The organism is Ramlibacter sp. (assembly GCF_041916345.1).
Classification (GTDB): Bacteria; Pseudomonadota; Gammaproteobacteria; order Burkholderiales; family Burkholderiaceae_C; genus Ramlibacter.
The window spans coordinates 1-13,712 of the sequence record NZ_JAYRZR010000098.1 but is presented as its reverse complement, the minus strand read 5'-3'; the positions used below and the strand labels follow the sequence as shown (position 1 = coordinate 13,712).

At 69.8% G+C, this 13,712-nt stretch carries 12 protein-coding genes; 4 read left to right on the top strand and 8 right to left on the bottom strand.

Features of this window, described 5'->3' with window-relative positions:
• The 4 genes from ACE3T5_RS18525 to ACE3T5_RS18510 form a co-directional block, all read right to left on the bottom strand.
• On the bottom strand, window positions 1-934 hold a 934-nt coding region (locus ACE3T5_RS18525), incomplete at its 3' end, for an ABC transporter substrate-binding protein (RefSeq protein WP_374669586.1).
• A 102-nt stretch (window positions 935-1,036) separates the two neighbouring features.
• Entirely contained in the window at window positions 1,037-1,663 is a 627-nt protein-coding gene (locus tag ACE3T5_RS18520) for a hypothetical protein (protein ID WP_374669585.1), read from the bottom strand.
• Between the two features lie 53 nt (window positions 1,664-1,716).
• Window positions 1,717-2,502, bottom strand: coding sequence for a pseudouridine synthase (locus ACE3T5_RS18515; protein ID WP_374669584.1), 786 nt, complete (start codon window positions 2,500-2,502; stop codon window positions 1,717-1,719).
• Window positions 2,503-2,597: 95 nt separating this feature from the next.
• Entirely contained in the window at window positions 2,598-3,305 is a 708-nt protein-coding gene (locus ACE3T5_RS18510) for a hypothetical protein (protein ID WP_374669583.1), read from the bottom strand.
• 233 nt (window positions 3,306-3,538) lie between these two features.
• Here ACE3T5_RS18510 and ACE3T5_RS18505 point away from each other — a divergent pair, with 233 nt between their 5' ends.
• Complete coding sequence (locus tag ACE3T5_RS18505; protein ID WP_374669582.1) at window positions 3,539-5,365, top strand: GspE/PulE family protein; 1,827 nt, start codon at window positions 3,539-3,541, stop codon at window positions 5,363-5,365.
• Between the two features lie 24 nt (window positions 5,366-5,389).
• On the opposite strand, the gene ACE3T5_RS18500 is transcribed toward ACE3T5_RS18505, so the two are convergent.
• From ACE3T5_RS18500 to ACE3T5_RS18485, 4 genes are read right to left on the bottom strand one after another with little or no spacing between them, the layout of a single operon-like run.
• The gene (locus tag ACE3T5_RS18500; RefSeq protein WP_374669581.1) at window positions 5,390-6,535 is read right to left on the bottom strand and encodes a PilT/PilU family type 4a pilus ATPase; all 1,146 of its coding nucleotides are present in this window, start codon (window positions 6,533-6,535) and stop codon (window positions 5,390-5,392) included.
• Complete coding sequence (locus tag ACE3T5_RS18495; RefSeq protein WP_374669580.1) at window positions 6,532-7,842, bottom strand: GAF domain-containing protein; 1,311 nt, start codon at window positions 7,840-7,842, stop codon at window positions 6,532-6,534. The genes ACE3T5_RS18500 and ACE3T5_RS18495 overlap by 4 nt, the downstream gene beginning before the upstream one ends.
• 59 nt (window positions 7,843-7,901) lie before the next feature.
• On the bottom strand, window positions 7,902-8,675 hold the full coding sequence (locus tag ACE3T5_RS18490) for a Crp/Fnr family transcriptional regulator (protein ID WP_374669579.1): 774 nt from the start codon (window positions 8,673-8,675) through the stop codon (window positions 7,902-7,904).
• 56 nt (window positions 8,676-8,731) lie between these two features.
• Window positions 8,732-9,556, bottom strand: a complete 825-nt coding sequence (locus ACE3T5_RS18485; RefSeq protein WP_374669578.1) for a universal stress protein — start codon at window positions 9,554-9,556, stop codon at window positions 8,732-8,734.
• 191 nt (window positions 9,557-9,747) lie between these two features.
• Between ACE3T5_RS18485 and ACE3T5_RS18480 the strand changes: the two genes are divergently transcribed.
• The 3 genes from ACE3T5_RS18480 to ACE3T5_RS18470 form a co-directional block, all read left to right on the top strand.
• Window positions 9,748-10,911 (top strand): ABC transporter substrate-binding protein, encoded by a 1,164-nt coding sequence (locus tag ACE3T5_RS18480; RefSeq protein WP_374669577.1) that lies wholly within the window; start codon window positions 9,748-9,750, stop codon window positions 10,909-10,911.
• Window positions 10,912-11,032: 121 nt separating this feature from the next.
• Complete coding sequence (locus tag ACE3T5_RS18475; protein WP_374669576.1) at window positions 11,033-12,967, top strand: long-chain fatty acid--CoA ligase; 1,935 nt, start codon at window positions 11,033-11,035, stop codon at window positions 12,965-12,967.
• On the top strand, window positions 12,964-13,712 hold a 749-nt coding region (locus ACE3T5_RS18470), incomplete at its 3' end, for an ABC transporter ATP-binding protein (RefSeq protein ID WP_374669575.1). The genes ACE3T5_RS18475 and ACE3T5_RS18470, both read left to right, overlap by 4 nt.

The following is a 13,712-nucleotide window of genomic DNA, read 5'->3' as shown; positions in this document are numbered from 1 at the left end:
GTCGCACGCTGTCGATGCCGGGGATGCGCGGGTCGGGCTTGAAGGTCTTGTTGGCCGGCACCTGCAGGCTGTTGGCGCGCGCGCCGATCTGCTGGCCCTGCGGGCCCATCAGCCAGTCGTAGTAGCGACGCGCCGCGTCCTTGTTGCGCGCGCCCTTGATCAGCGCGATGCCGCCGATCTCATAGCTGGTGCCTTCGCACGGCGCGGTGGATTGCACCGGGAACTTGTTGGTGATGCGCTCGTTCTCGAAGCCGAAGATGAAGCTGATGCCGATGGCCACCTCGCCCTTGGCCACGCTGCGCGCCTGTGCGGTGCCGCTGCGGGTGTACTGCGTCACGTTGCGGTGCAGCTTCTTCAGGTAGTCGAAGGCCTGCTCCTCGCCCATCTGCTGCACCAGGCCGGCCAGGATGGTGTAGGCCGTGCCGCTGGAGGCCGGGTGCGAGGTCTCGATCTCGCCCTTGTACCGGGGATCGAGCAGGTCCTTCCAGCACTTCGGCGCCGGCAGGTTCTTCTTCTTCAGCACCTCCTCGTTCCAGCCGAAGCCGATGGCGCTGGTGTAGAACCCGCCCACGTAGTTCTGGCTCATCGCGTACTGCCGCACCGACCAGCCATGCAGGTCGTTCAGGTACTCGGGGCGGTACGGCTCCAGCAGGCCGACTTCGGCCGCCTGGTAGAACGGGTCGCCGGTGCCGCCCCACCACAGATCGGTCTTGGGGTTGGAAGCCTCGGCGCGGATCTGGGCCAGCGCCTCGCCGGTGGGCTTGCGCGTCTGCTGCACGCGGATGCCGGTGGCCTTGGTGAACTCCTGCGCGGCCAGTTCGCACCAGGCCTGGTCGGTGCTGCAGATGGCGCTGACGGTCTGCTGGGCAGCGGCGGCGAGTGGCAAGGTGAACGCAAGAGCGAACAGGACGACAGGCTTGCTGGGGCGACGCATGAGGACCTCCGGTTGAGCGGGTGATCTTACCGAGCGCACGGGACCCGCGGCAGGTCAATCCGCGCGGCGAGGCCGAACTCGACCCATGCCGCCCCCGGAAGCTCAATCGTTGTCGGCGTGCACGCGCACCCTCACCGCGTAACGCGGGACCCACTCGTCGGCGCGCAATGCGCGCACGCCTTCGCCCGGATTCGGGTCCAGTACGGAACCGCCGACGATGCGCATGCGGCCGGTGCGCTCGTTGAACTCGAAGGTCACGCGGGCAAGCAGCACGACGTGCCGAGCATGGAAGATCAGCCACGGCCGGCCCTGCGACATGTCGGCCAGCAGCGGCGCCGCCAGGTCGCGCAGGTCCAGGTACCGCCCCGCCAGCGCGGTGATGAAATGAAAGTGGTTGCCCTGCGCATCGCTCCAGGCCCGGCCCAGCAGATCGAGGACGTCCGCCATGTGCTCCGGCTCGTCGAGCGGTGCCCCGTACTGCCGCTCGACGATGCCGGCTTGCGACATCACGAGGCCGCTCGCCGAGAACAGCATGGAGATCGCGGCTGCCCAGCACCAGTTCGTCTCCTCCTGCGGCTGCCACAGGTTGCGCATGCGATCCTCGGTCCAGCCGATCGCGCAATGCCGGCCGCCATCGGCGCCCGCGGGGCCGCAGCGCGCGCCTGCAGGCAGCGCGGCAGCCTCGCGGGCTTGGGCGGGCGCCAGCAGGCTGGCCGCGACCATCAGCACGGCGACCGCCAGGCGGCCGCGTCGCCATGTGGGGGCTGGCCGTGCGGAGGTGGTCAGAACGCCTCCCGCGTGCCGAGGTAGCGCCACTGGCCCACCGGCAACTGGCCCAGGACCACCCGCCCGATGCGTACCCGCTTCAGGCCCACGACCTTCAGGCCCACCAGCTCGCACATCCGCCGGATCTGGCGCTTGCGTCCTTCGGTGAGCACGAAGCGCAGCTGCTCCGGGTTCTGCCAGTCCACGCGGGCCGGCCGCAGCGCGCGCCCGTCCAGGTGCAGGCCGTGGCGCAGCTGCGCGAGCTGCGCGGGCGGGAACGCACGCTGCACGTCGGCCGTGACCTCCCCCCAAGCGACCCGAACCAGGTACTCCTTCTCGATGCTGGAGTCCTCCCCGATGAGGCGGCGCGCCACGCGTCCGTCCTGCGTGAGCACCAGCAGCCCCGTGGAATCGATGTCCAGCCGACCGGCCGGTGCCAGGCCGCGCAGCTGCGCGGCCACGAAACGGGTCGGCTCACGGTCGGCTTGCCAGCGGCTGCGCGCCTGCACCAGCGAGACCGCGGGCTGGTGGCCGTCCTCCGCCTGGCCGCTCACATAGCCGATGGGCTTGTGCAGCAGGATCGTCACCTGGGCCTGCTGCTGGCCGCGTGCCCGCGGATCGATCTCGATGCGGGCCGCGGGCGCGACGGGCTGGCCCATGACGGCCGGCTGCCCGTTCACCCGCACCCAGCCGCGCGCGATCCAGTCGTCGGCTTCCCGGCGCGAGCACAGGCCGAGCTCGGCCAGTCGCTTGTTCAGTCGAGTTGTAGCCGGCGGGACGTCCGGCAGGCGATCAGGCGGCATGGCAGTCTCTGGGGTGTCGCGAGTGTCCGCGCGCGATGGCCCGGCCGATGACTTCGCGCGCTGCGCCCGCATCATGCCACCGCGCCCGCTGGCCCTCAGCCCGCCGGCGGGCAGGCCGCACCGGACTCCACCCGGACGGTGGCGACGAAGAAGGGCCGGATCTCAGTGAAGCGCAATGGCCTCACGCCCTCGCCGGGCGCGGGGTCAATCACCTTGCCGCCGGTCAGGCGGACCGCGTCCTCGTTCAGGTACAGCTCGAAGTGCGCTTGCGCCAGCAGGACGATGTGACCCTGCGAAGCAGGACCGCCCCGCACGCCCAGGATCAGCGGCCGGCCGGCATCGAGTTCGTTCAGTACGGTCGGGGCGACAGCACGCAGGTCCCCGGCTGGCGGCAGCTCGGCCGCGCGTGATCGGAACGTGTTGCCGCGTTCGTCGGTCCACACCCGGTTCAGCAGGTCCAGCAGCCCGTGCTTCGTGAGCGGCCGGTCAACGACGGCACCGAACTGCTCCTCGACGATCGCCATCTGTGACTGCACGTGCCCGGCGTCCTTGATCAGCGAGGCGACCGCGGCAGCCCAGCACCACTGCAGGGCCTGCTGCGGCTCCAGTGCGCCAAGCATGCGGTCGTCATCCCAGCCAACGGCACAGTGCATGCGTCCAAGCGCGTCGGCCGGCCCGCACCGCGCCGATGGCGCGATCGTGACCACGTCACGCGCCAGGGCCTGGCCCCCCATGAGCGCCGCAAGGACGACCATGGCCGGGCACAGCAGGGCCGCGCCGAGCCGCGTGCACGCGCGGCTCACGACGCCCTCCGTCCGGATGCCGCACCGACTCGCGACTGACCTTTGTTCCACGCCGACCTGCACCGGCCCGCGTTGCGCCGCAGGAACGGCACCCGGATTGGTGCGGGCGCGTTCCAGTCGCACAATAGGGGCCGGAGCGCGCGCGCCTGCTCAACCACCCTTTCGCATCGATGTTCGAGCCATCCCCGACCCGCCGACCCGCCCCACCGCCCCGGCCGGCAGGAGCCGCCGACATGCGCAGCCTGGCCGACGCGGTTGCCCACCAATGGGGCCAGCCCCTCGTGGCGACCGGCCGCGCCCTTTGGGAGCTGGGCTTGGTGGACTTCCGGACCTACGCGCGCCTGCAGGCCAGCCCGGCCTCGGCCGTGCGGACGTGGATGCAGGCCCACCATGAGCACGGGCAGATCGGCGACGCCGAGTTCGAGCACCTGAAGGCCGTGATCGCGCGCGTGCCCGAGGTCGACGCCGGCGCCTTCCAGCCCACGCCTGAGGCGCTGGAGCGCCTGCCGCTCACCGTGGCGGCGCCGCACCAGGCCCTGCCGCTCGGGGTGCTCGACGACAACCTCTGGGTGGCGAGCGCGCGGCCCATGGACCGCGAGCTGCAGTCCGAGCTGTCGGTGCTGGCGGGCATGCCGGTGATGTTGGCCTGGGCGCCGCTGCCGCAGATCACCGCCCGGTTGGCGGGGCAGCCACCGGCGCCGCCATCGGAGGGCTCGCGCAGCACCGGGCGCGCGCCTTACAGCGACATCGACCTGCCCACGCTGCTGGCGCGGGCGCAGGAGGAAATCAGCGAACGCGGCGTGCAGGAGCAGGTGTACGCGGTCGACATCCAGTCGAACGTGGTGCAGCTCGTCAAGCGCATCATCGAGGATGCGCATGACCGCAAGGCAAGCGACATCCACATCGAGAGCAATTTCGGCGACCAGCTCTCGCGCGTGCGCTTTCGCATCGACGGCGACCTCGAGGAGTACGTTCGACTGCCAGCCAGCGTGCGCGCCGCGCTCATCTCCCGGATCAAGGTGATGGCCAAGCTCGACATCGCCGAGCGGCGCCGTCCGCAGGACGGCAAGATCAACTTCAGCGAATACGGCCAGATCCGGCTGGAGCTGCGCGTCGCCTGCGTGCCCACCCACGACGGCCTGGAAGACGCGGTGCTGCGCCTGCTGGCCACCTCGGAGGCCATCCCGCTCGCCCGCCTGGGCTTGTCGGCGCGCGACGCCAGGTCTCTCCAGCGGGCCGCCCATCGACCCTATGGGCTGATCCTCGCCTGCGGCCCCACCGGCTCGGGCAAGACAACCACGCTGCACTCGATCATCTCGCACCTGAACACCGACGACCGCAAGATCTGGACGGCCGAGGACCCGATCGAGATCACCCAGCCCGGCCTGCGCCAGCTGCAGGTGAACCCGAAGATCGGCGTCACCTTCGCATCCGCGATGCGCGCCTTCCTGCGTGCCGACCCCGACATCATCATGGTTGGGGAGGTGCGCGACGCCGAGACGGCGCACGTCTGCATCGAGGCCTCCCTCACGGGACACCTGGTGATGTCGACCTTGCACACGAACTCCGCCGCCGAGAGCGTGGTGCGCCTTCTCGATCTGGGCATCGATCCGATGAACTTCGGCGACTCGCTGGTCGCGGTCGTCGCCCAGCGTCTGGTGCGTGCCCTGTGCATGCACTGCCGCGAGCCCAGGGACCTCTCTGGCGACGACATGCTGGCGCTGGCCGCCACTTACGTGGCTGGCACGCCGCTGCCGCTGGAATCCGGGCGCGAGCGCCTGCTCGAAGCCGTGGCGCTCAGCGGGCACGACCGGCCCGCGCTTTGGCATGGCCGAGGGTGCCCGCACTGCAACGGCAAGGGTACGAAGGGCCGCCTCGGCGTGTACGAGATCATCGAGAACGACGCGGACATCAAGCCGCTGATCCACGCCCGCGCAGCAACTGATCGCATCTTCGAGCATGCCTTGTCGAAGGGCGCGCGCAGCCTTCGGCAGGACGCACTGGAGAAGGTGATGGCAGGCCAGGCCGATCACTCGCAGGTGGCCTTCGTCTCGCAGTAGCCCAGGTCAACCGCGGCGCGCGGCCTATCCCCGGCGGAGGTCGAAGCCCGAGAGGTCGGCGTCGTCGGCGCCCGCGTGCATGCGAATGCGCAGCGACAGATCGGTGCGCGAATCGGCGTTCTCCAGCGCGTCGTCCAGCGTGATCTCTGCCTCCTGGTAGAGGTCATAGAGTGACTGGTCGAACGTGTGCATGCCCAGATCGGTGCTCTTGCCAATGGCCGACTTGATCTGGTCGATTTCACCCTTCTGGATGAGGTCGCTGATGAAGGCCGACTGCAGCATCACCTCGGTCGCGGGCACCAGGCGGCGCTTGGTGCCTCGGATCAGCCGCTGCGCAATCACCCCCTTGAGGTTGAGCGACAGATCCAGCAGGGCCTGCTTGCGCGCGCCCTCGGGAAAGAAATTGATCATGCGGTCCACGGCCTGGTTCGCGTTGTTCGAGTGCAGGGTGGCCAGGCACAGGTGCCCGGTCTCCGCGTACTTCATGGCGTGGTTCATCGTCTCCTCGTCGCGGATCTCGCCGATCATGATCACGTCAGGCGCCTCGCGCAGGCCGTGACGCAGGGCCTGCTCGAACGAGTGAGTGTCCAGGCCGACCTCGCGCTGATCCACCACGCAGAGGTGGTGCGGATGCAGGAACTCGATCGGGTCCTCGATGGTGAGGATGTGGCCCGGCGCGGTGCGGTTGCGGTGGTCGATCATCGCGGCCAGCGTGCTCGACTTGCCGGAGCCCGCGGCCCCCACGGACAGCACCAGCCCGCGCTTCTGCATCACCACCTTCTGCAGGATGGCGGGCATCTTCAGGTCGGTCAGGGAGGGAATGTCGGGCTTCACGTAGCGCGCGACCAGGCTCACCTCACCGCGCTGCATGTACACGTTGAAGCGGAAGCGGCCGAGGCGGTCGATGCCGACCGCGAGATCGCATTCGAGGTTGCGCTCGAACTCGCGCATCTGCGCCTCGCTCATCATGGAGTAGGCGAAGGCCTTCACCTGGCCGGGCACCAGCGGTTGCTTGCCCAGGCGCACCACCTCGCCCTGCACCTTGACGGTGGGCACCGCGCCGACCGTCATGAACAGGTCGGAGCCGCCCGACTTGACCATGAAGTGCAGGTAGGGCGCGAGGTCGTTGGTGCGGTGGTGGCCCGCCTCGGTGGGGGACTCGGTCGTCATGATGGGCTTGGTTCTCCGCTGGCAGGCGCGGGCGCGGTCTGGATGCTGAATTCGGGCGTCTCGGAAACGACCTCTACACCCTGGCCCATGATGTAGGCGCGCCCGCCCATTTCCACGCGCCGGCTCACCAGGCGGTAGCGGGTGACGGTGCCGTCGGCCGCCTGCAGGCGGGCCATGGCATTGGAGTCCTTGCCCTCGAAGATCTGGCTGATCGCGGCGTCCACGCTGGCACGCCCCTCGGGGGTGAAGAAATCCAGCACGTTCATGCGGGCAATCTCGCGGGCCGAATAGCCGGTGACGCGCTCCATCTGGCGATTCCAGCGATGCACATGACGGCTTTCGTCGTACAGGAAGATGATGCCCGGCATGCTTTCGAGCAGGAGCTGCGTGAACTCCCGCTCGGCGTGGGCGCGCTCCTCCGCGGCAAGGCGGCGTTCCTCGCGGCGGAAATTGTCGATCGCGTAGGTGATGTTGGTGGTGACGCGCTGCAGCAGCTCGATTTCCAGGTCATGGAAGAAGCTGGGCGCGGCGGTGTAGACGGCCAGCACAGCGGCGACCTCGCTGCCGTCGCGGATGGGGAACGCCGCCGCGGCGGCGAACCCACGCTCGCGAAAGGCGTCGCGCCAGGGCGCGCTGCGCAGGTCTTCCAGCACGTGGTTGCGGATGGAGGGCCGCCCGCGCTGGAAGGCCTCGCCCGCCGCGCTGTCGCCCAGTTGCGAGGGCAGCGTGGCAAAGGTCACCGCGGCGGGCAGATCGCTGCCCTGGCCGTGGGCGGCCAGGGCCTCCAGCTGCTTGGCGTCCGGCGCCTCGTGGCCGATCCAGGCCATGCGGATCCCGCCCTGCTCCACCAGCGCCCGGCAGACCTCGGCATACAGCGCCTCGCGGCTGCGGGACCAGAGGATCGCGCGGTTGATCTCGGCGAGCGCCGCGTACAGGCGGCTCAGCCGGGCGATCTCGGCGTCGCGCGAGCGGGCGCGCTGCATGCTCTCGCGAATGCGGTGCATCAGCCGCATCGCCAGACCGAACAGCAAGGCGGCCGTCACGGCCACGAAGGCCAGGCCCTTCAGAACGCTGTACTCCATCAGATCGTCGGACGTCGCGGCCGAATGCCGGGCCACGTAGTCGGAAACGACGATCCAGACCGTGGCAAATACCGCGTAGATCCCAGCCAGGCGCAGCGCCTCTTTCCGGGCGTCCAGTTCAGGCAGTGGAGAGGGGGGAGTCTGGGAAGACGGCGCGCGGGTGCCCGCGCCCTCAGGTGCGACCGCGCCCGCGCCCTCGCCCGCGCCGGCATCTTGAATTGTCATGCTGCCAATCTATCCTCCGGCACGGTCCTTGGCAAGGACTGCCCCACGAACAGGGGGGCTCAACCCGCCGCCGTGCGGCGGATGGCGTCGGGCGGTGCGTCCGCGGTCGCTCGCGCCGACGGCGGCTGCATGACGCTGGACCGCAGCGCGTGCAGATCGAGGATGCGCAATCCGCCGTATTCCACCCGGATGATGCCCTGCTCCTGCAGCGACGACAGCGCCTCGTTCACGCGCTGGCGCGACAGGCCCACGAGGTAGGCCAGTTCCTGCTGGGTGATGCGCAGCACCTCGCCGACGCCGGGATACAGCACCGGGTTGAACAGCGCCGCCAGGCTGCGCGCGACGCGCAGATCGGGGTTGTTCATGCGGTCGATCTCGCGCGCGGCGATGAACTGGCCCAGGCGCTCGTTCAGCTGCCCCATGACGAAGCGGTTGAAGCCGATGGAGTGATCGAGCAGCCAGTGGAAGGTATCCACCGGCAGGCCGGCGACGACGCTGCGGCGCAAGGCCTGGATGTTGTAGCGGTAGGCCTCGCGCTTGAGGGCCGTGCCCTCGCCGAACCAGCCGCCCGGCGGCACGCCGGTGAAGGTGAGCGGCTGGCCCTCCTCGTTGTCGGTGCTCATCTTCAGCAGCCCCTCGATGACACCAAACCAGTAGGTGACCGGCCGGCCGATGCGGCAGACGTAGTCGCCGGGCAGGGCATCGCCCACCTTGATGAAGGGCACGGCGCGTTCACGCTCCTCGGGCAGCAGCACGCGCAGCCAGGGGATGACGGCGAGTTCGGCCGCCGTGGGATCACGGCGGCGCTGATGCAGGGTCAGCTCGGAGGCCATCGGGGCAGCGTAGCGGGTTCGGGCGGCGGCGCCATTCGGGACGACCCGTGCGCCGGTCAGTGCGCCATCAGCACCGGTACCGTCATGGCGGCCAGCAGGGTGCGGCTGGCGCCGCCCAGCAGCCACTCGCGGGCGCGGCTATGGCCGAAGCAACCCATGACCAGCAGGTCGGCGCCAACATCGGCCACGCGCGACAGCAGCAGCTCGCCGATGGGGGCGCCGGCCCGGCCGCCGTCATGCACGCGCGCGGCCACGCCGTGCGCCGCCAGGTAGCGCGCCAGGCGCTCGCCGGCGCCATCGGCCTCGCGGCCGCTGCGCCAGGTGAGCACGTGCGTCATGGCGGCCTTGCGCAGCAGCGGCAGCGCCGCCGCCACCGCGCGCACCGCCTCCGGGCTTTCGCGCCAGGCGATGGCCACGGTGCGGCCGACCGGCCGGTTCCAGCCGATGTAGGGCACGATCAGGCCGGCACGGCCGGTGGCGTGCAGCACGTCCTCCGGGAAGTCCGCGGGCACGCCGCCAGCGTTGGGGTCCGCCGGGTTGCGCTGGCCCAGTACCAGCAGATCCGCATACTGGCCGTGGCGGGCGAAGGCGGCGGCGAGCGGATAGGTGTCGGCCTGCGCCCATTCGGCCGCCGGGCCCGGCTGGGCCATCACGCGGTCGAAGGCCGCGCGCGCCTTGGCGCGGCGCTCGTCGTCCACGCGGTTGTAGGGGGCGCCGGGCATGCCGTCGGGTCCGGGCTCCAGGTAGGCCGGCGTCGCCGCGTACAGCACCGACAGGGCGCCGCCGTGAGCCCGCACGAGCTGGCGGCCGACGGCGAGGCGGTCGGCGCAGGCATCGGCGGCATCGAGGTGCACCAGCACCTGGTTCAGCGGATCGGACATGGTGGTTGTGAAGCTCCGTGAAGAAACGCCCCCACCTTAGCCGCGCGCCGCCGGGCGCCGCTTGATGCGGCGCAAGCCGGCCGCGGAATGTCGCCACGCAGACGATTTGCGGGTAAGTCCTGAATCGGAAGGCGCCCAAATGTCGTCGCACCGACAGCCGCCCGGCCGCGCGCGGCCTAAGGTGCGGACCCATGAACACCCCCCGCCCCGCCGCCCGCCCGGCCCATCGCCTCAACCGCCGCACCGTGCTGGCCGCGGCGGCCTCGCTGCCCTGGCTGCTGCCCGCCGGCGCGCGCGCCGTGGAGGCGCCGCTGCGCATCGGCCAGTCCACCGCGCTCAGCGGGCCGCTGGGCGACCTGGGCCAGGCCATGCACCAGGGCGCGCGCGCCTGCTTCGCCGCCGTGAATGCTAAGGGCGGCGTGAACGGCCGCCCGATCGAGCTGCAGGTGAAGGACGACGCCTACGACGTGAAGCGGGGCGTGGCCAACGCCGAGGCCTTCCTGGAAGACCGGGACTGCTTCGCGCTGTTCAACTGCATGGGCACGCCCATCATCGAGGCCACGCTGCCGAAGGTGATCGAGTCCGGCGTGCCCTACTTCGCGCCCTTCACCGGTGCGCTGCTGGCGCGGCCCAAGGCGCGCAACGTGATGAACATCCGCGCCAGCTACCCGGACGAGGCCGAGCAGCTGGTGCAGCACCTGGCCACCATCGGCATCCGCAAGATCGGCATCGCCTACCAGAACAACGCCTTCGGCAAGGAGGTGTACGAGGGCGCGCGCATCGCGATGGAGAAGCACGGCATCAAGGACGCCCTGGCCGTGACGGTGGAGAACAACGCCTCCGACGCCGGCACGGCGGCCGGCAAGCTGGCGGCCGCCGCGCCCGAGGCCGTGCTGGTCGGCCTGGCCGGCAAGCCCACGCTGGATTTCGTGAAGGCCATCCGCGCCCAGCGCCGCGGCCTGCCGCTCTATGCCCTGTCCATCATGGGCGCGGCGGCCACGCTGCGCGCGCTGGGTGACGACGCGACCGGCATCGCCGTGACGCAGGTCGTGCCCTCGCCGTCTTCCACCGTGCACCAGGTGGTACGCGACTTCCAGCTGGCCTGGAAGGCGGCCGGCGTGGAGATCGAGCCCTCCCACCTGGCGCTGGAGGGCTACATCAACGCGCGCGCCTTCTGCGAGGTGCTGCGCCGCGCGGGCCGCAATCCGTCGCGGCAGGCCTTCATCGACGCCGCGTGGAACCTGAAGAAGCACGACCTCGGCGGCTTCGAGCTGAACTTCACCGAGCCCGGGCGCAATGCATCGCGCTTCGTGGAGCTGACCATGGTGGGCAAGGGCGGGCGGTTCATCCGCTGAGCGGCGCAGCCCCTGGGGCTGTCACTACTAGGACATTCCCTAGGAATGTCGGCGCAAAGACAACCTGACGTCAAACACCCGCCTACATTGCGGGCATTCGTCACGCAGAAGGACCTGAGGCATGGAGACGACTTTTCCCCGGCTGCTGATGCAGCACGCGAAGCAGCGGCCCGACGCCCCTGCCATGCGCGAGAAGGAATACGGCATCTGGCAGACGCTCACCTGGGCCCGCATGGCGCGCCTGGTCGAGGACATCGCCTGCGGCCTGCACCAGACCGGCCTGACCCGCGGTGAGCACGTGGTGGTGGTCGGCGCCAATCGCCCGCGCCTGTACGCCACCATGCTCGCCGTGCAGTCGCTGGGCGCGATCCCGGTGCCGCTGTACCAGGACGCCGCGGCGGCCGAGTGCGTCTTCCCGATCAACAACGCCGACGTGCGCTTCGCCTTCGCGGAAGACCAGGAACAGGTGGACAAGCTGCTGGAGGTGCGCGCGAAGTGCCCCCAGCTCGCGCACATCTTCTATGACGATCCGCGCGGCCTGCGCAACTACGTGGAGGACGGCCTGGGCTCGGTGGATGAACTCATCGCCGCCGGCGACGTGTTCGCCAAGCAGCACCCGCAGTTCTTCCACAACGAGGCCGAGAAGGCGCTGCCCGACGACGTGGCGTCGATGTTCTTCACCTCCGGCACGACCGGCCAGCCCAAGGGCGTGGTGCACACCCACCGCACCCTGCTGGACCGCGCGAAGGCCGGCGCCGACTTCGACCGCCTGACCGAGGCCGAGGAGGTGCTGGCCTACATGCCGCCGGCCTGGATCGGCCAGAACATCTTCAGCTACGCGCAGTGGCTGGCCTGCGGCTACGTGGTGAACTGCCCCGAGTCCGCCGGCACGGTGATGATCGACCTGAAGGAGATCGGGCCCACCTACTACTTCGCGCCGCCGCGGATCTTCGAGGGCCTGCTCACCAGCGTGATGATCCGCATGGAGGACGCGGGCGCGCTCAAGCGCCGCATGTTCCACCACTTCATGGACGTCGCGCGCCGCGTGGGCCCGGCCCTGCGCGACGGCAAGGAGGTGCCGTTCGGCGAGCGCCTGCAGTACGGCATCGGCAACCTGCTGGTGTACGGGCCGCTGCGCAACAACCTGGGCCTGTCGCGCGTGCGCGTGGCCTACACCGCCGGCGAGGCCATCGGCCCCGACCTCTTCACCTTCTACCGCGCCATCGGCGTCAACCTGAAGCAGCTCTACGGCTCCACCGAGACCGCCGTGTTCGTCTGCCTGCAGCCCGACGACCAGGTGCGTGCCGACACGGTGGGCATCCCGATCCAGGGGGTAGAGATCCAGGTGGCCGACAACGGCGAGATCATGGTCCGGTCGCCCGGCCTGCTGAAGGAGTACTACAAGAACCCCGCTGCCACCGCCGAGGTGAAGACGGCCGACGGCTGGTACCACACCGGCGACGCCGGCTTCCTGGACGCGCACGGCCACCTGAAGATCATCGACCGCGCCAAGGATGTCGGCCGGCTGGCCGACGGCTCGATGTTCGCGCCCAAGTACATCGAGAACAAGCTCAAGTTCTTCCCGCACATCAAGGAGGCGGTGGCCGTGGGCGACCGCCGCGACAAGGTGTGCGTGATGCTCAACATCGACTTCGAGGCGGTGGGCAACTGGGCCGAGAAGCGCAACCTGCCCTACGCCGGCTACACCGACCTGGCGCAGAAGCCCGAGGTGTACCAGCTCATGAAGGAGTGCGTGGAGAAGGTCAACGCCGACCTCGCCGCCGACGACAAGCTCGCCGGCAGCCAGATCCACCGCTTCCTGGTGCTGCACAAGGAACTGGATGCCGACGACGGCGAGCTGACGCGCACCAACAAGGTCCGGCGCGGCTACATCGCCGAGAAGTACCTGGTGCTGGTGGATGCGCTGTACGGCGGCAAGGCCGAGCAGTTCATCGAGACCCAGGTGAAGTTCGAGGACGGCCGCACCGGCAGCGTGAGCGCCACGCTGAAGATCTCGGACGCCCGCACCTTCGCGGCGGTGAAGGCCGCCGCATGAAGATCATGACCGACACAGCACCCGGCGGCGCGTCCGCCCCCACCCCCGCGGCCAAGGGCCGGCGCTTCGGCGAGATCATCCTCGACGTGCAGAACATCTCGCTCGCGTTCGGCGGCGTGAAGGCGCTCACCGACATCTCGTTCAACGTGCGCGAGCACGAGGTGCGCGCCATCATCGGCCCCAACGGCGCGGGCAAGAGCTCGATGCTCAACTGCATCAACGGCGTGTACCAGCCGCAGGAAGGGCAGATCACCTTCCGCGGCCAGACCTTCCGGCACATGAAGAGCCGCCAGGTGGCCGAGATGGGCATCGCGCGCACGTTCCAGAACCTGGCCCTCTTCAAGGGCATGAGCGTGCTGGACAACATCATGACCGGCCGCAACCTGCGCATCCGCAGCAACCTGTTCCTGCAGGCGCTGCGCATCGGGCCGGCCGAGCGCGAGGAGATCGCGCACCGCGAGCATGTGGAGCGCATCATCGACTTCCTGGAGATCCAGGCCTTCCGCAAGACGCCCGTGGGCCAGCTGCCCTACGGCCTGCAGAAGCGGGTGGACCTGGGCCGCGCGCTGGCCATGGAGCCGCAGGTGCTGCTGCTGGACGAACCCATGGCCGGCATGAACCTGGAGGAGAAGCAGGACATGTGCCGCTTCATCCTGGACGTGAACGACGAGTTCGGCACCACCGTCGTGCTGATCGAGCACGACATGGGCGTGGTGATGGACATCTCCGACCGCGTGGTGGTGCT